The sequence below is a fragment of the Chryseobacterium sp. HMWF035 genome, from assembly GCF_003094695.1.
Taxonomy (GTDB): Bacteria; Bacteroidota; Bacteroidia; order Flavobacteriales; family Weeksellaceae; genus Chryseobacterium; species Chryseobacterium gambrini.
In genome coordinates, this window is record NZ_QEHP01000049.1 from 1 (window position 1) to 16,028 (window position 16,028).

At 34.7% G+C, this 16,028-nt stretch carries 21 protein-coding genes; 9 read left to right on the forward strand and 12 right to left on the reverse strand.

What is annotated here, in order from left to right:
* Positions 1–178 precede the first annotated feature (178 nt).
* Positions 179–760 carry an N-acetylmuramoyl-L-alanine amidase gene (locus DD829_RS07795; protein ID WP_108410782.1) on the reverse strand — a complete coding sequence of 194 codons (582 nt, stop codon included), beginning with the start codon at positions 758–760 and terminating at the stop codon, positions 179–181.
* A 110-nt stretch (positions 761–870) separates the two neighbouring features.
* Positions 871–1,419: a YqgE/AlgH family protein gene (locus tag DD829_RS07800; RefSeq protein WP_116547658.1), complete on the reverse strand. Its 549-nt coding sequence runs from the start codon at positions 1,417–1,419 to the stop codon at positions 871–873.
* Positions 1,420–1,443: 24 nt separating this feature from the next.
* On the opposite strand from DD829_RS07800, the gene pdxH reads away from it, so the two are divergent.
* The gene (gene pdxH, locus DD829_RS07805) at positions 1,444–2,088 is read left to right on the forward strand and encodes a pyridoxamine 5'-phosphate oxidase (protein WP_108411694.1); all 645 of its coding nucleotides are present in this window, start codon (positions 1,444–1,446) and stop codon (positions 2,086–2,088) included.
* 70 nt (positions 2,089–2,158) lie between these two features.
* On the opposite strand, the gene DD829_RS07810 is transcribed toward pdxH, so the two are convergent.
* The gene (locus DD829_RS07810; protein ID WP_076396079.1) at positions 2,159–2,470 is read right to left on the reverse strand and encodes an HU family DNA-binding protein; all 312 of its coding nucleotides are present in this window, start codon (positions 2,468–2,470) and stop codon (positions 2,159–2,161) included.
* A gap of 399 nt (positions 2,471–2,869) precedes the next feature.
* Here DD829_RS07810 and panD point away from each other — a divergent pair, with 399 nt between their 5' ends.
* From panD to DD829_RS07830, 4 genes are all read left to right on the forward strand, one after another.
* Positions 2,870–3,220: an aspartate 1-decarboxylase gene (panD, locus tag DD829_RS07815; protein ID WP_055984500.1), complete on the forward strand. Its 351-nt coding sequence runs from the start codon at positions 2,870–2,872 to the stop codon at positions 3,218–3,220.
* 4 nt (positions 3,221–3,224) lie between these two features.
* The gene (locus DD829_RS07820; protein WP_108411262.1) at positions 3,225–4,253 is read left to right on the forward strand and encodes a lysylphosphatidylglycerol synthase transmembrane domain-containing protein; all 1,029 of its coding nucleotides are present in this window, start codon (positions 3,225–3,227) and stop codon (positions 4,251–4,253) included.
* Positions 4,254–4,446: 193 nt separating this feature from the next.
* On the forward strand, positions 4,447–5,022 hold the full coding sequence (locus tag DD829_RS07825) for a TerD family protein (protein WP_076396075.1): 576 nt from the start codon (positions 4,447–4,449) through the stop codon (positions 5,020–5,022).
* Positions 5,023–5,024: 2 nt separating this feature from the next.
* Positions 5,025–5,699 carry a TerD family protein gene (locus tag DD829_RS07830; protein WP_076396073.1) on the forward strand — a complete coding sequence of 225 codons (675 nt, stop codon included), beginning with the start codon at positions 5,025–5,027 and terminating at the stop codon, positions 5,697–5,699.
* Between the two features lie 27 nt (positions 5,700–5,726).
* Here DD829_RS07830 and DD829_RS07835 read toward each other — a convergent pair whose 3' ends face one another.
* The 5 genes from DD829_RS07835 to DD829_RS07855 all read right to left on the reverse strand — a co-directional run bounded on the left by DD829_RS07835 (position 5,727) and on the right by DD829_RS07855 (position 9,824).
* Positions 5,727–6,248: a 3'-5' exoribonuclease domain-containing protein gene (locus DD829_RS07835; RefSeq protein WP_108409677.1), complete on the reverse strand. Its 522-nt coding sequence runs from the start codon at positions 6,246–6,248 to the stop codon at positions 5,727–5,729.
* A gap of 96 nt (positions 6,249–6,344) precedes the next feature.
* A complete protein-coding gene (locus DD829_RS07840; protein WP_108409678.1) occupies positions 6,345–6,932 on the reverse strand; it encodes an NAD(P)H-dependent oxidoreductase in 588 nt (195 codons plus the stop codon).
* A 78-nt stretch (positions 6,933–7,010) separates the two neighbouring features.
* A complete protein-coding gene (locus tag DD829_RS07845) occupies positions 7,011–7,817 on the reverse strand; it encodes a helix-turn-helix domain-containing protein (protein WP_228408150.1) in 807 nt (268 codons plus the stop codon).
* 101 nt (positions 7,818–7,918) lie between these two features.
* Positions 7,919–9,118, reverse strand: coding sequence for a tyrosine--tRNA ligase (gene tyrS / locus DD829_RS07850; RefSeq protein WP_108409680.1), 1,200 nt, complete (start codon positions 9,116–9,118; stop codon positions 7,919–7,921).
* 190 nt (positions 9,119–9,308) lie between these two features.
* Positions 9,309–9,824 carry a hypothetical protein gene (locus DD829_RS07855; protein ID WP_108409681.1) on the reverse strand — a complete coding sequence of 172 codons (516 nt, stop codon included), beginning with the start codon at positions 9,822–9,824 and terminating at the stop codon, positions 9,309–9,311.
* Between the two features lie 90 nt (positions 9,825–9,914).
* Between DD829_RS07855 and DD829_RS07860 the strand changes: the two genes are divergently transcribed.
* Together DD829_RS07860 and DD829_RS07865 are read left to right on the forward strand one after the other, a co-directional pair.
* Positions 9,915–10,490 carry a Crp/Fnr family transcriptional regulator gene (locus DD829_RS07860; RefSeq protein ID WP_108409682.1) on the forward strand — a complete coding sequence of 192 codons (576 nt, stop codon included), beginning with the start codon at positions 9,915–9,917 and terminating at the stop codon, positions 10,488–10,490.
* Positions 10,491–10,552: 62 nt separating this feature from the next.
* Complete coding sequence (locus DD829_RS07865; protein WP_108409683.1) at positions 10,553–11,575, forward strand: NAD-dependent epimerase/dehydratase family protein; 1,023 nt, start codon at positions 10,553–10,555, stop codon at positions 11,573–11,575.
* Between the two features lie 17 nt (positions 11,576–11,592).
* Here the strand turns inward: DD829_RS07865 and DD829_RS07870 are convergent, their stop codons facing one another.
* The 4 genes from DD829_RS07870 to DD829_RS07885 form a co-directional block, all read right to left on the reverse strand.
* The gene (locus tag DD829_RS07870; protein ID WP_108409684.1) at positions 11,593–12,198 is read right to left on the reverse strand and encodes a hypothetical protein; all 606 of its coding nucleotides are present in this window, start codon (positions 12,196–12,198) and stop codon (positions 11,593–11,595) included.
* Positions 12,199–12,321: 123 nt separating this feature from the next.
* Positions 12,322–12,987, reverse strand: a complete 666-nt coding sequence (locus DD829_RS07875; RefSeq protein ID WP_108410917.1) for a hypothetical protein — start codon at positions 12,985–12,987, stop codon at positions 12,322–12,324.
* Between the two features lie 19 nt (positions 12,988–13,006).
* Positions 13,007–13,561, reverse strand: a complete 555-nt coding sequence (locus DD829_RS07880) for a hypothetical protein (RefSeq protein ID WP_108410918.1) — start codon at positions 13,559–13,561, stop codon at positions 13,007–13,009.
* Between the two features lie 96 nt (positions 13,562–13,657).
* On the reverse strand, positions 13,658–14,041 hold the full coding sequence (locus DD829_RS07885) for a hypothetical protein (RefSeq protein WP_108410919.1): 384 nt from the start codon (positions 14,039–14,041) through the stop codon (positions 13,658–13,660).
* Positions 14,042–14,331: 290 nt separating this feature from the next.
* Between DD829_RS07885 and DD829_RS07895 the strand changes: the two genes are divergently transcribed.
* Together DD829_RS07895 and DD829_RS07900 are read left to right on the forward strand one after the other, a co-directional pair.
* The gene (locus tag DD829_RS07895; protein ID WP_116547659.1) at positions 14,332–14,577 is read left to right on the forward strand and encodes a bacteriocin-like protein; all 246 of its coding nucleotides are present in this window, start codon (positions 14,332–14,334) and stop codon (positions 14,575–14,577) included.
* A complete protein-coding gene (locus DD829_RS07900) occupies positions 14,558–15,961 on the forward strand; it encodes a TlpA family protein disulfide reductase (protein ID WP_165814847.1) in 1,404 nt (467 codons plus the stop codon). Before DD829_RS07895 ends, DD829_RS07900 begins: the two co-directional genes overlap by 20 nt.
* The last annotated feature ends 67 nt before the right edge of the window (positions 15,962–16,028 follow it).

A 16,028-nucleotide genomic window follows, 5' to 3' on the forward strand; every position in this document is an offset into this window, starting at 1 on the left:
AGTTTTATGAAACACGTTTCATAAAACTTCCTCCAAACAGCCTAACAATGAGTTTTTGATAGGATTCTACCAACTATTTTTCAGTATTATGCCAAAATTGACAAACCCGGTAAACAACAAAGTTCCGAAAGTCCTTTACCGGGTTTTATTCTGAATGAATCAGAATTTGTATCTTTATTTAGTATTCTCTGAAAATTTCAGAAAATTTCTGAGCAATTTCTTTCTGACCTTTCTCGCTGGTCAGATATTCCCTGTCTTTTGTATTATTGATATATCCGAGTTCCATTAAAACGGTCGGAGCTTTAGATTCTCTTAAAATATGAAGATTTTTCTCTTCAATTTTTAAAGTGTTGAATTTCTTTGAAATCCGGTCAGCAAGCTTTTTTGAACCCTCGGTATTCTGCGTGTAGAGTTCAGCTCCCTGTTCAGTAGATTCAGACTTCGGACTGCTGTTTACGTGAAGTGAAATAACCATTTCAGGATTCAGCTTATTGATAAGAGTTGTTCTGTCTGATAATTGACTGTACGTATCGTTATCTCTCGTTAAAATTACCTCGTATTGATCCTGAGAATTATTGAATTTTTGAATCTCTTTTCCGATGTTCAGAACAATATCCTTTTCATAAATTCCGTATCTGTTGGCTCCCATATCATTTCCGCCGTGTCCTGCATCAACAATGATCAGTTTTTTATCAACGGGAGTGAAAGATAGAAATGCAGTGGAAAAAACGGATATTACAAGTAGTTTTGTTCCTTTCATATCACAGAGGTTTTTGGTTTAACAAATAACGGAATTTCTTTGCTTAAAATTGCTTAACGTTTTCTTAAAGTTTGTTAAATATTAACGCAATGTTAATAAATCCTTTTCCGTTAATTCAAAGAAATGTCTTCAGGGGAATTTGCCCATAAAAGATATTCTCCGCCCAGATTCTGCATGATCGATTTCCAAAGCGTCTGATCGTTGGGCAAAGTATAATCAAGGTTATAAACATCTACCACCGTCCAAAGTTTTCTCTGGATTTCGCCATCCAGCTGCAAAGCCGTCCATCCGGAATAGCCGGAAAATATTTTCACGTTATTGATGTCCAGTTCACCGTTCAGAACAGAACTGATGATGTTTTCAATATCTTCGGTAAGATAAAATTCGGGGGTAATTTCGGAATAAATTTCGGTTACTTTTTTTCCTTTTACGATGAAGAAAACCTTGTCGTTTTCCACAGGACCACCATCATAAACTTCAATCTTAAAATCAAAAAAATCTTTGAATTTACTACTCATCTGGCTGTTTTTTTTATTTAATATTAAACCAAATGCACCGTTCTCATTATGTTCAATAATCAAAACAACAGATCTGGAAAAAATATCGCCGGAAATGTCGGGTGTGGAAATTAATATTTTACCTTTGTAAGAGTAATTCATACTCAAATTTAATAAAAAATATTTATGGAAAACCTGCACGATAAAAGAAAAGTGTACGAGAAATCCCAACTTATTGAAAGTGAGATAAAACAAAATCCCATTGAGCAGTTTCGCGACTGGTTTCTGGATGCCAGTGAAAATCCGAACATCTCTGAAGCCAATGCTATGGCGGTTTCTACCGTGGAAGAAGATGGTTGTCCGCGTACAAGAATGGTACTCTTAAAAGCGTATACCTACGAAGGATTTATTTTTTATACCAATTACGACAGCAGAAAAGGAAAATCTATAGAAAGAACGCACAAAGCCTGTCTCCATTTTTTCTGGCCAAATCTGGAAAGGCAGATCATTATTAAAGCTGATCTGGAACGTATTGCAGAAAACCTGAGTGACGGATATTTTCATTCCAGACCGAAGGGGAGTCAGTTGGGAGCTGTGGTTTCTCCGCAAAGTCACGAAATTCCGAACCGTGAATTTTTGGAAAAGAAACTTAAAGAGCTGGAAGAAAAATACGAAAATACAGAAGTTCCAAGACCTGAAAACTGGGGTGGGTATATCGCCAAACCTTATGAGATAGAATTCTGGCAGGGAAGACCCAACCGGCTTCACGATAGAATTGTATATGAATTGGTTGATGGTCTCGATTGGAAAATTGCAAGATTGGCTCCTTAAATCTCAAAACAGATCAATAAAAAAAACCTCATCAAACGATGAGGTCTTATTTTTTCTTTAATCTGAATGATTATTTTTTCTTTTTACTTGGAGCAGGAGCGTTAGCTGAAGCAACAGCAGCAGAAAGATCTGCACCAGCTTTGAATTTAGCAACAGTTTTAGCTTCGATGTTGATTGGCTTTTTAGTCGCAGGGTTGATACCTTGTCTTGCAGCTCTTTCAGCTACTGAAAATGTTCCAAACCCTACTAAAGAAACTTTCCCGTCTTTCTTCTTTAAAGTAGTAGTAACGTTAGAGATAAATGATTCTAAAGCAGCTTTAGCTGCAACTTTAGTGATGCCGGCATCTTTTGCGATTGCGTCGATTAATTCAGACTTGTTCATAATTTTTAATATTAAAGTTAGTTCGTAATAATAGCAAATATAATACTATTTTCTAAATGTGCAATTTTTTTGCAAAAAAATAATTAATATTTTTGATTTTAAGTGAAAATGGTTAAAATATCATAATTCAGCTTTTCACGAAAAATCTACGTTGTACGTTACTAAAATCATGCCAAATGCTTATGTGTATTGACTTTAGTGAAATTGTAATATTATTTTTTACATTTATTAAATCCTAAATTTTATAGTAACTATTGATAGTTTTCATGATATGTTTGTAGATTCTGTAAATAAAATCTTCAAAAATTATGTTTAATAAAATTAAAGCTCTGGGTTTCTGCGAGTTTTAAATTCATTTTAAAAGGCGGTTTTGTAAATTATTATTAATAAATTTGCACCATGTTAATAGAAGTTTTTAAGTCTAAGATTCACAGGGTGAGAGTTACGGCTTCTGACCTTAATTATATTGGAAGTATTACGATAGATGAAGACCTTATTGAAGCGGCTGGTTTGGTAGTGGGAGAAAGGGTTTATATCGTGAATGTGAATAACGGAGAGCGTTTCGACACTTACGTGATCAAAGGAAAAAGAAAATCGGGAGAGGTTTGCCTTAATGGTCCTGCTGCAAGAAAAGTACAGAGAGATGATATCATTATTATCATTGCTTATGCACAGATGACTCCGGAAGAAGCGCAGACTTTCCAGCCGAAAATTGTTTTCCCCGACGAAAAAACAAACCTTTTGACGTAACCGGATGGAGAAAAAATCAAAAAATCCTCTGAAATCCATTCTTACAATAGTGATCTCGCTTGCTTTTGCAGGCTTTTTTTTATGGTTTGCCCTAAAAGGTTTAGATTTTAAAGTGATCCAAAAATCTTTAGCAAAAGCAAATTACTGGTGGGTTTTATTTGCTGCCTGTTTTGGGATTGCAGCATACTGGTTCAGAGCAATCCGCTGGAATCTGATGCTGGAGCCGATGGGACACCATATTTCAAACTCCAATTCTCTCTGGTCGATTTCTTTTGGATATCTTATGAACCTAACAATTCCAAGAAGTGGAGAAGTGGCAAGAGCAACTGCTTTGTACGGAGTGGAAAAAATTCCGGTAGACCAGTCTTTTGGGACAATTATTCTGGAAAGAGTAGTAGACTTAGTCTGTATGCTTTGCTTTTTAGGGTTGACTTTGATCTTTAAAGGAGATGTTATTTCATCGGTTTATGAAAGTTCGGGAGCCGATTTCAATCCGAATAAAATCTTTTTCATCATAGGAATTTTATTGCTGGGTGCGGTTTTATTTTTTATGTTCAAAAAAAGACTCGCCAATGTTCCTGTTTTAGATAAGATTATCAAATTTATAGACGGAATACTCGACGGTTTAACATCTGTATTCAAATTAAAGCAAAAAGGAAAATTCATTCTTTATACTTTAGGAATCTGGGTTTCCTATTATTTTGCCGCCTATTTGGTCTGTTTTGCGCTGCCGGAAACTTCCGACTTCACTTTTGATGACGGATTTCTAATTCTTGTAGTGGGAACATTCGGAATGATTATCCCCGCAAGTGGAGGAATCGGAGCTTTTAATCTTGCAATGAAGTACGGTTTTATGGCTTTATTTATATCCATGGGGAAAAGCGGTGAGCTTGGAGGAGAGGTTGGTTTAACGTATTCTTTCATTTCATTGCCTTTGCAGATCTGCATCATGTTGGTCATGGGATTAATCTCAATTCCGATGCTGGCAAAAGCAAGAAATAATATTGTTGCAGAAAAAGAATTTACAGAATAATTTATCTTTTAATTAAATCTTTTGAAAATATAAAATCCGGTCATGGCGATCGGATTTTTTCAGCTCTTAATTTTACTGAATTTCAAAATTTTATGTTTTGCAATTTACATAATTTTTTGTCACAAAATATTTTGGAAATTTCCTAAAACCGCCATAACTTCGATAAACAATACATAAAACACATAGCATTATTATGGCAATTAATTTACAGAAAGGGCAAAGAATTGATCTTGGATTTACAAAAATGACCATCGGTCTCGGATGGGATCCAAATGAAGGAATGGGATATGATTTTGACCTTGATGCCTCCGCAATTATGATCGATGCGGAACGAAAACTGGTGAGTGAAGAATATTTTGTTTTTTATAATAACCTGAGTTCGCCCGATGGCGCACTCACGCATACAGGTGATGACCCGAGCGGAAAAAACAGCGACGGAGATGATGATGAATCCATCATTATTGATCTTGAAAAAGTAGATGAAAGAGTTCAGGAAATTCTTTTTGTCGTTACCATCGAAGATTTTGAAAGGAGAAAGCAGAATTTCGGACAGGTGAGGAATTCGTACATCAGAATTGTTGACAATAACACGAATATGGAAATTGCCAAATATGAACTGGACGAAGATTTTTCCATCGAAACCGGAATAGAATTCGGAAGACTATACAAACGTGGCGGAAGCTGGAAGTTTGAAGCTTCAGGAATCGGCTACAGAGCAGATCTGGGCTTTTTCCTTGAAAAATATTACAAAGGACAAATCATTAAATAGATATGGCAATCAACTTACAAAAAGGTCAGACGATTAACCTCCGCAAAAATGAACATGGAGAAGATGCGTATGATCTTTCCTCTGTAACCATAGGTCTGGGTTGGGATGTTCGAAGATCCGGAAATTTTTTCAACCGTCTGTTCGGGATCAGCGACGGTCCGGAATATGATCTTGATGCCATCGCTTTTCTTCTGGATAAAAACGGAAAAGTGGCGGATCTCGGAATGACGGTTCCCGGAAGAAACGGAAGAGAGATCGCTTTGTATAAAAGTGATGTTATCTACTTTAATGCGATGCGGCATCCGAGCGGAAAAATATGGCTCACCGGAGATAACAGAACCGGAGCCGGAGATGGCGACGACGAACAGATTATTGTATTGCTGGATCAGTTGGATGAACGTTATCAGAAAATCGTTTTCGTGGTTTCAATTTATCAGGGATTGTTTAACAGGCAGCATTTCGGAATGATAGAAAATGCATTTATCCGCGCGGTAGATGCAAGAGGAAGAGAAATTACAAAATTCAGTCTTTCCGGCGATGCAGGTATGAACGGAATGTGTTCTATGGTTTTTGCAGAAGTTTACCGCCACAACGGCGACTGGAAATTCCGCGCCATCGGAGAACCGCACCGGACGGATAATTTTATTGAGGTTCTTGTTCCTTACACCTATAAGTAAAAAAGTATGCTGAAAATGCATACTTTTTTATTTCAACCCGATTTTCAGTCCCATTTCCTTTTTCATATACAGTAAAACTTCTGCATTTCCTCGTGCATCATCAACCGGATGATGGGTGTGTTCTGTTTTTCGTAAATGTTTCCACTGGGCAAAAGTGTCTTTTTCCAGTCCGCAATACAGATCCGCAAGTCTTCTGGAGGAAAAACCGAATGGATTTCTCCCGATGAAATGATGAAAATACCAGCAGATAAACATCCAGTCGAAGCCGTTGTTATAACTAATGAAAACAGGTCTTCCTTTAGAATTTTCTTTAATCCATTTTTCAAATTTCAGCATTACTTCTTTGGGATCATCAAAATTCATTGTTTCTTCCCGCGTGAAACCGGAAACTGCCAATGCATCCGGATTGAATTTCTCTGAAATAGGTTTCAGTTTTCCGTAAAAGGTAGTTTCCAGATTTTCATCCACTAAAACGGCTCCAAAACAGACCATTGAAAAATCGCCCGGAATCGGTCCGTCCGATTCTATATCGACCATAATGTAGCTCATACGATTGTGTTTCTATTTTAAAATTTTCTGAACGAATATATTGAAAAAAAAATCTCAAAATTCAATGTGTACAAAAATTCACGCCGGGAATTATTTTTACAGTGTCATTAAATTCCGGTAGGTTTTTAAGATCACTTTTTTCCATTCTTCAATATCTTCGGGTGTAGCTCTGTCTGCTTTATCAAAAAATAAATGCTGATGTACCTCAAAACCGCAATATTGGAAGATTCCGGTATCGGAAACCAATAATAGCGCTTTATCCATGCCGATTTTTTCGTATTCCTCGTGAGATTTTCCCTGCGTATTGATGATAATTGCCCGTTTTCCTTTCAATAAGCCTTTTTGAATTCCCTGATCATAACGGTAGGCAAAACCGTAACTGAAAACCCGGTCAATAAATCCCTTCATAATGGCAGGCATTCCTGTCCACCATATCGGGTAAATAAAAGTAATATGCTCTGCCCAGGAAATAAAATTCTGTTCTGTTTCCACATCATCGGAAACTTTTCCCATTCTCTGTCCCTTCATATCTTCAAGAGAAAGGATAGGATTAAAACCTATTGCATTCAGATCTCTTACAATAATCTCGTGGTTTTCAGAGGTAAGATGTTCAATAACAGTCTGCAGAAGATTATGATTCAGGCTGTTCTCATTCGGATGCGCATAAATAATTAAGTGTCTCATTTTTTTTGATCTTTAAATTATGAGACAAAAGTAGGGAGCAAGAGAAAATAAAAATTGTAAGAAAACGAAATGCGGCAATCAGGATCTTGGATTACAGATGTCTTCCTGAAACTTCAGGTATTGTGACGGCGAAATTTGCAGGTAATGTTTAAAATCGTGAATCAGCTGGCTTTGGTCGTAATAATTGCATTCTGAAATGATACTGAACCATTCTACTTTTTTATTATTTTCAGTTTCTTTCTCAATGATTTTAATTGCCTTCAGGAAACGCATGTAGCGGCTTATTTCTTTAGAAGAATATCCAAACTGTTCTTTTTGCTTTATCTGAATATTTCTTTCAGACTGGCGGGTTTGTTCGGCAATGGTTTTTATCGGGTTTAGGTTTTCGTTTTCGAAACTGCTCAGCAACCGGCTCACTGTGTCCTGATGCTGAAGATATATTTTGCAGAATTCGAGAATGTGTTCCACCTGCTTTTCAACAGAACAAATGTTGTTAAGTTCTTTCCAAAGATCGGTGAAGCAGTTTTCATTCAATAGATCATCAGGATTTACAAAATTTTTTTCAGCTATTACTTTTCCGAAGAACCTGTAGAAAGCATCGTCTTTAAAGTTGGCAACGAGAATTGAAGTATCGGGTGGCAATGTATATTCAAAAGCTTGTCGGATGGGACCAAAAGTGATGCATTTGTCTATGCAGATTGTTGTTTTTTCTTTGGTTGTTAATGATGCATTTTCTCCAAAGCAAAAGAGTAAAATAGTTTGATAAGTTGGTAAAAGTATTTTAGTTACAGCTTTTTTTGAATTATTTTTTGCAAAATAAAAATGGGAGAATACATTTTTGAATTCTTCAGGAACGGAAATTCTGAGCTGAGTATATTCTGACACTATATTTTATTTAATGTCTAAAATTAATTCAAAAAAATAAAGACAGCAATTATAGATACTGTCTTTTTCAGAGCTGGAAGGTAATTTTTATTCACTCTTGTCTACAAAAGTTCAAAAAAACTTCTTTTTCCGATCTTAATTTTTATTCCTTTCTCTAATTTAATTTCTTCATTCGGATCAGTTATTTTTATATTGTTGATCTGAATTCCACCGTTTTCAATCAGTCTTCGGATGAAAGATTTACTTTCGTTACTTTTCAGTTGATGACATAGTTCTGTTAAAGTCATTTTATGCTGAATATGATGGAGCGAATCCATGAAGACAGGTTCAAAAACTTTTTCTTCAAAATTTTTACTCTGGAACTGATTCATAAAAAACAACTCTGCATTTTCAGCCGATTCTGCATCATGATATTGTGTGATGATATTTTTAGCGATCAGCTTTTTAATATTCATTGGATTTTCACCGTTTACGATATTTTGCTTTAAACTTTTCTTCTCTTCTGGAGAAAAATCAGTGGTAAACTCAATAAATTCATCAATCAAAGAATCCGGAATCGACATCGTTTTCCCGAACATTTCATTCGGCTCGTCGGTTAATCCGATGATGTTATTCAGGGATTTGCTCATTTTTTCTTTTCCATCCAAACCTTTTAGCAAAGGCATACACATCACAATCTGCGGAGATTTTCCGTGGCTTTCCTGTAATTGTCGTCCCATCGTACAGTTAAAAAGCTGGTCGGTTCCGCCCATTTCAATGTCACATTCAATTTGTACAGAATCAAGCCCCTGCAAAACAGGGTACACCAGTTCATGCATGGCAATCGGTGTATTTTCTGAAAACCTTTTATTGAAATCATTTCTGTGCATCAGTTGCGCAACCGTCACTTTCGACATCAGTTGGATCACTTCCGAAAAATTCAGCGCATCCAGCCATTCCGAATTAAAGACAATGTTTGTTTTTTCCACATCAATAACTTTGGAGAGCTGACTGATGTACGTTTCCGCATTATGATGAACTTCTTCAGCAGTTAAAGGTTTTCTAGCCTTGTTTTTTCCTGTAGGATCGCCAATTCTTGCGGTAAAACTTCCGACAATGATTACAATCTGATGTCCCAAATCCTGAAACTGTCTCAGTTTTTTCAAAACAACTGCATGTCCCAGATGCAGATCCGGAGCAGTGGGATCAAACCCAAGTTTGATGATTAATTTTCTGTTTTCTTTTTCGGCCTGCTGAATTTTTTCTTCCAGTCCGTTTTCAGGAAGAATAATTTCTACATTTTCTTTTAATTTTCTGATCATTTTTTTAATTTTTAAGCATGAAAAAACCCGAACAAAACTGTCCGGGTTCTATGATATTTTTAGATTAAATTTCTACTGAATATGGTTATAGAAGTCTTCCCGAACGGTTATCCGGGTAATAATAATTGCTGAAAAAAGGAAGACGCAATAGGTTATTTAAGTGCTTCATGAGTACAAATATAGAATTTTATTAAAAAATCATTTGTTTTTTCTTCAGAAAATCTTCAACTTTTCTTTCAAAATCATGGAAATTCTGTACAAGAAAGGAACCGCTTCTTTTCTCTGAAAACTCTTTATCATTAAGCAGCAAAAAACTCTTTTTCAGTTGAAGGTAACAAAGTAAAACAAATTGTTTTATTTTAACTTCGAACTGAGTTTCCAGTTTAAAATTCAACTGTCCTCCGTAAGATTCTTCAAAATAATATATAGAAATAATGGCTTTATGCTGTTTATCCTTTATTCGTTTTATTTCAAATTTACATCCTCCCGGTTCGTTGTACCAGATAAATTCAGTTTCCCATTTGTCTTGTATCAGATCCAGAACGGCATACATGATTTCTGAATAAGGATTGTTAAAAACATGAGTAATTACATAATTAAAACTTCTTCCATGAATGTAAAGCAGAAATTCACTCCATCCTGAAGGAAGAAGGATTAAAAGCATATCCAATTCATCCGATTGGATTATTTTTTGGTTGTTTCTCATGGTACTTTGCAATTTGTAAATTTAGAGAATAGTTTGAAACAAAATATCTTTTGATTTTCATTAAATTTGTGTTTCTCATTCATTTTTATCATGCACGGCAAACTTATACAGCATCTTCAGTCTTTTCATCATTTCAACACTGACGAAATCGCGCTGATTAATGACTGTTTCAAGCCTGTAGAATATCCGAAAAATACGATTATTGAAGAAAAGGGAAATGTTCCGGTGCATCTGTATTATATTGTTTCCGGATATCTGAGATTGTTTCATACTGATGAAAAAGGAAACGAAATAACCACCCATATCAATTGTCCTCCCGGATTTTTTACTTCGTACTTTCACTTTATCAATCAGACAAAATCGGATGAAAATGTAGAATGTATTACAGATTGTAAATTATTAAGAATTACAAAGGAAAATCTGGAAAGGCTTACGCTCGAAAGTTCTGCCATGAAAGATTTCAGTATTTCTGTTTTCCATCAGTCGATTACTTACAACGAAAACCGTTCAAAAGAACTTTCAACATTAAATGCAGAACAGCGGTATCTTCAATTGCTGAAAAATTATCCGGAAATAATTCAGTTTGTTCCTGTTCAGTATATTGCTTCTTTTCTCGGAATGAAGCCCGAAAGTCTGAGCAGAATCCGCAGAAAACTGATTAACTAACAAAAGTCAAGTGCTTTTGGAATCAGGACAGGGAACTTTGTATCATCAAAATATAATGAAAAATGATACAAGAAAAACTAAGTCTGGTTTCCGGAGCCAATGGACATTTGGGAAATAATCTGGTTAGATTGTTACTGCAAAAAGAAATTCCTGTGCGGGCGACGGTAAGAAATACAGCTCAAAAAAAATGTTTTGAAGGATTAAACTGCGAAGTTGTTCAGGCAGATATTACAGATAGAGCATCTTTCGTAAAGGCTTTGCAGGGAGTGGAAACTTTTTATGCCGTTGGAGCGGCATTTAAACTTTGGGCAAAAGATCCGAAAAAAGAAATTTATGACGTTAATCTGAAGGGTACAAGAAATACGATTGAAGCAGCGGCTGAAGCGGGAGTGAAAAAAATTGTCTACGTAAGTTCAATTGCTGCTCTGAATTATACCAGACTTCCGACAAAAGAAAGCTATGGTTATAATCCGGATCGTCGTGATATGTATTATAATTCTAAAAATGACGGTGAAAAGCTGGCTTTTGAACTGGCTGCAAAGTTTGGAATAGAACTGGTTTCCGTAATGCCTTCCGCGATGATCGGAGGGGAAGCTTTTCTCCCGCTGAATGTTTCTTACGGTATCTTAAAATTAATCCTGAATAAAGAAATTCCTGTTGATACAAAAATTACGCTTAATTGGATTGATGTGAAAGATGTGGCGGAAGGATGTTATCTTGCTGCACAGAAAGGACGTTCAGGTGAAAGATATATTCTGGCAAATGAAGAATGTATGACGATCACAGATACAACAGCTCTGGCAAAAAAACTATATCCGGAACTGAGCCTGAAAATTCCTCAGTCGGTCCCGAAATTTATCCTTAAGGTAATTGCGGGAATCATGGAATTTTCGGCAATACTGAAAGGAAAAGCTCCGGTTCTGACGCGAAAGGATATTTCTATGTTTTCCGGATTACAGCAGAATTTTGATATTTCAAAGGCAAGAAATGAATTGGGCTTTGTACCGAAAAATCCTGAGACAGCAGTAAAAGAAGCACTGGATTATCTAATGAAAAACAGGGAGTTCATAATAAGAGAGGCCTGAAAAAGCCTCTTTCTATTTTAAAGTCTGAAAATTAAACCTTTATAAAACTTGGTGCAGTCATATAGTTTTTCAAAGTCAGGAAAGTTGTTTTCGTGGGAAAAATCTTTATTTTTTACCTGAAATTCCTGTTCTGCAAAAAAATACAGATCTTTATGATTTAATTGTAAATAATCCGACAGGTAATTTTCATTTTTCTGATGTACTAATCCTGTAAAAAATATTCCATAGATCAGAAAACGGTTGAAATCTTCCGCTTTGCATTTGTACCCTAAATGTTGCATTGAATATTTTTCATAATCTGAAAGAATTTGGTTAAACTTTTCAACTTGTAAAGAATCTGTTATTTCATAAAAAATATCTAAGCCATGAACGAAAAGCTGAGTCTTCATCTCTTCCGGATCGGAGCTGTATTTTGATGCAAACCAATTGAAAATATCTTCCACTTCTTCTTTACCGAGACTTTCTGCATTCTCCTGAACTTTCTTTTTAATAAGCTCTAAACTTGTTTTCTGATCTTTTTTTAAAAACTGAAGCGCAGTTTCTTCTTCGCGGCAGAGTTTGTTGTACAGATTGATCTTTGCGGCAACAGGATTTGTTTTGATGAAATAAAGTTTTTCTGCCATAATCTTATGTATTGCTTTATTTTTCAGCAAATTTCATAACTAAGGTAGTGAAAAATTTTACATAAAAAAAGCAGAGTGGTATTATTTCATACACTCTGCCGATGATTTTTAAATTTAATTTTATTATTTACTGAAAGCAATCAGCCGTTTTAGTTCATCCTTTAAAATCATTTCTTCGATGGCTTTTTTAATCATGCTGCGAACTATGGAAAGCGGATGATGGGGAAAATCATTGTCATACTCCTCTGTTTCGGATTTATTCATAAGAGCGCCCTCCTTAAAGGAAGGATTATAGGGATCTTCAAACCAGTTTTTCAGTCCATTATCATCGAATGTAACTTCGCCGTTTTGGAGAAATCTGTTTAGTACCAGATTATCTCTCATCCCTGTTGTTCCGACTTCAACAGCTTGGGTTTTAATTACAAAACTGCAGTTTTCAAAAGGAATAGTAACGGATGCAAGATAGCTCATCCCTTGTTCAGGTTGAGGGATTTTAAAAATAGTCTTTACACTCGGAATATTATGAAGGTTAAATATTGATACCTCAACAATGCCTCCACCGGAAGCAGAAACTGAGTGCCTGTGAAAATTTCTTAATTCATCAATATTTTTAACAGTCGGTAAATCTGGCGGAATGTTGAAAAAATACAGAGAAATCAAGGCGCTTTGTTCGGGATTTACCCAGACGATCTGAGCGTCATTTTGTTCAACGATTTCCCAGTCGAAAGTTGGGATAGAAATAGAATTGATGGTAACTTCAGGCTTTTTTCTTTTAAGGAAAGTAAACATAGTTATCTTGTTTTTGTTTTTAAAGTTTCTGATGTGCCGTTTTAAGGAATTTTATCAGTTCGGCAAGTCCGTTTTGGGAAAACTGTATTTCATTCTGGCTGTAGAATGTAGCAGGCAATTTCAGATAATATTCCCATGTTTTTACCTCTGCATGGTAGTTGCTTCCTGTTTCAATACCGCTTTTTGTGGTGTATTTGTATTTGGTGTCGTTTTCAGGTTTGGAAGATGGGTTCCGCTGAATTTTTTCAAGCGCATTGATGAGTTTTTCGACTTCATCTTTTTCCAGAGTAATGGTCTTTCTGGAAATGTTGTCAAAAGTTTCGGAAAGCGTCATAATGCCCAAAACGCTCAGCGAAGAATCATCCGACAAATCTTTAAGAACAATTTTCTGAAAATGAAGGTCTTTAAAATCACCAAGCTTTATAATTTCTTTTTGAATAACCGTTTCTTTTTTTGAGCTGAAGTTTTGATAATTTTTCTCCAGACCTACAGTCGAAGTTTTTACAGTCGGAATCTGTGCTTTAAGAGCTGAAAAAATGATAATAAAGAATGCTGAAATAATTGTTTTCTTCATAGGAGATGGTTATTATTTATGTTTTTTAAAAATGCTGAAATTAGAGAAAAATTGGGAATTGAGTAGTAAACCGAATCATTATTTTAGATAAAATTATCAACGCGACTGAGGGTCAAAATGAGCTTTAAAAGTAAGAGGATCTTCTTTTTTATCTTCCGCAATTTCTAAAAATTCATGATATTCTTCAGGATGCTTTCCCATATAAGTCATCACAATTGCAAGATTAATAAAAAGATTCTTATCCGCCGAACCAAGATTCAACGCTTGATAAAGATATTTTAAAGCCTGCTCGTCTTCTCCCATATCAGAATAGATCGCACCGATATTAATTAAAGCGGAAGTATTTTCCGGTTCAAGTGCTAAAATTTCATCCAGTTCTTTGATTAAAAGATCGTTAATTGCATCCCAATGATCTTCATTTTCCCATCTTTTTGCCTGGAGTTTTTTTACGTTTTCTAGTCTGTGGGTTGTGTTATTCATACCGCAAAATTATGAAATTGTAAATGTTTATTTATGTTTTTCAAATAACCATTTTGGAATTTCATCTGTAATTAAAAATGGAATCACAATATTATTATGATTAAGATTTGTGAGTGTTCTAAAGTTTAAATTGTTAGGAGAATGTTTATTATACAATTCAACGCTGATCATATATGGATTTTCCTTATTAAATCAGCAATAAACTTAACATAATAAAATTTCACGTTTATTTGATTTATATAGTTCCTACTTTTTATATATTTGCCTTGTTACTAAAAAAATAATTCATCATGAAAAATTTCAAAAAACTCTCAAGAGAAGAGTTAAAAAACCTTAACGGAGGTAAACTTTATGGAGGTTCTTGCGCAATTAAAGTTACAGTTAACGGCGTTACTGAAGTTCACAATCAATACTTCGGAGGTACAACAAACCAGCAAGTATCTGATAGTGCAAATGTAGCATGTGTAAAAGCATTACAAAATGCGAATGTAACAAGATGTCAGTATGACTGCGCTTATGATGGCTACGGTAACTAATCGATTAATGATCAAATCAGGCAGGTTAATAAACCTGCTTTTTTTATTCATTATATTCAATTGTAGTAAAGCATCCGAGCATAGCACTAGGAGTGCCGTCATAAAAAAGAATGTTACGCAGCATAATGAGGTCAAAAGCGATTCTTTAGAAATAACTTTAAAAAATATTCCTGCGAAAACTGATGTCAGCTTGATTTATAATGATAAGAACCTAAACACGGCGTATATAAATTTTGAAAACAAATCAAATAACAATCAATCCATTACTAAAAAGATATCGAAGATAACAGATTTTAATTACACCCTTCGCTATAGAAGTTTTTCTACTATAAACAATAAATTGCAAACGCATTATCATGACTATTTTGTAGACCGCGCAACGCAAAAAATTGAACTCATATTTAATGATAAAAATGGCGATATAGAATTAAAAAATCATGATGGAAATGTTTTAATATATGATGATATTTATAATTCTTATCAGGAAATAACGAGCAGAAAAAATCGCATTAAACCGGCTGAAAAAATTCTTCAAATAGAAAAACTACACTCGGACTATCAAAAGAAATTTAATGATGTCGCAAGAATTTCTATAAATGATCTTGTATTTTATAGCCAGTTATCCCTGCTTTCACCGAATGATAAGAAAATAGAAAATTATTTGGAGAACATTTCATCTCCTCTTTGGAGTAATGATTTATTGGGATTAGTGTCTCAATACTTGAAAACTAAAAAAGAAAATATTTATCAGCTAAATTTAAATAAAAGCAAAAATGACATATATAATGATCTTATAGAATTGGGTGTAGGATGGCATTTACAGCAATACAAGGAACAGAAATATGCAAGCTACAATAAAAATGTAGAATGGTTTAAGAATACCCCTTATTACAGTGAAAATAAGGAGACACTAGACAAAGTATTACAAACCGATAATAAGCAAAAATCAATTAAAGACGACCTTTTATCATTTGATATATACAAAGAAGATAAAGTTACGAAGCTGGAGAACGCTATTTCTGGACAAAAATCTGAATACTATCTGCTTGATTTTTGGGCGACTTGGTGTGCACCTTGCCTGCAAAATATTGAAGCCATACACAGCATGGATTTACCACAGGGCTTGGAAATTATTTCTATTAGCATGGACAGAACATCAAACAGAGAGAAATGGGCGAAGAAATCAGAAGATTTCAAGCTAGCGAATTCTTATCTTTTTGTTGAAAGTCAAAACAATAAAAATATCATCAAAAAAATTAGTTTAAACCAATTACCGAGATACATTTTAATAGATAAGAATTTTAATGTTCTAAACCCTAATTTACCAACGCCGCAAGAAGCTGATTTTTTAAAAGAATTAAAAATATATATAAAAAAACAATGATACCAAACGAAATTTTATTTGGATTTTCAACGTATTGATTCCAATAAAAATGTTTGATTGACATGAT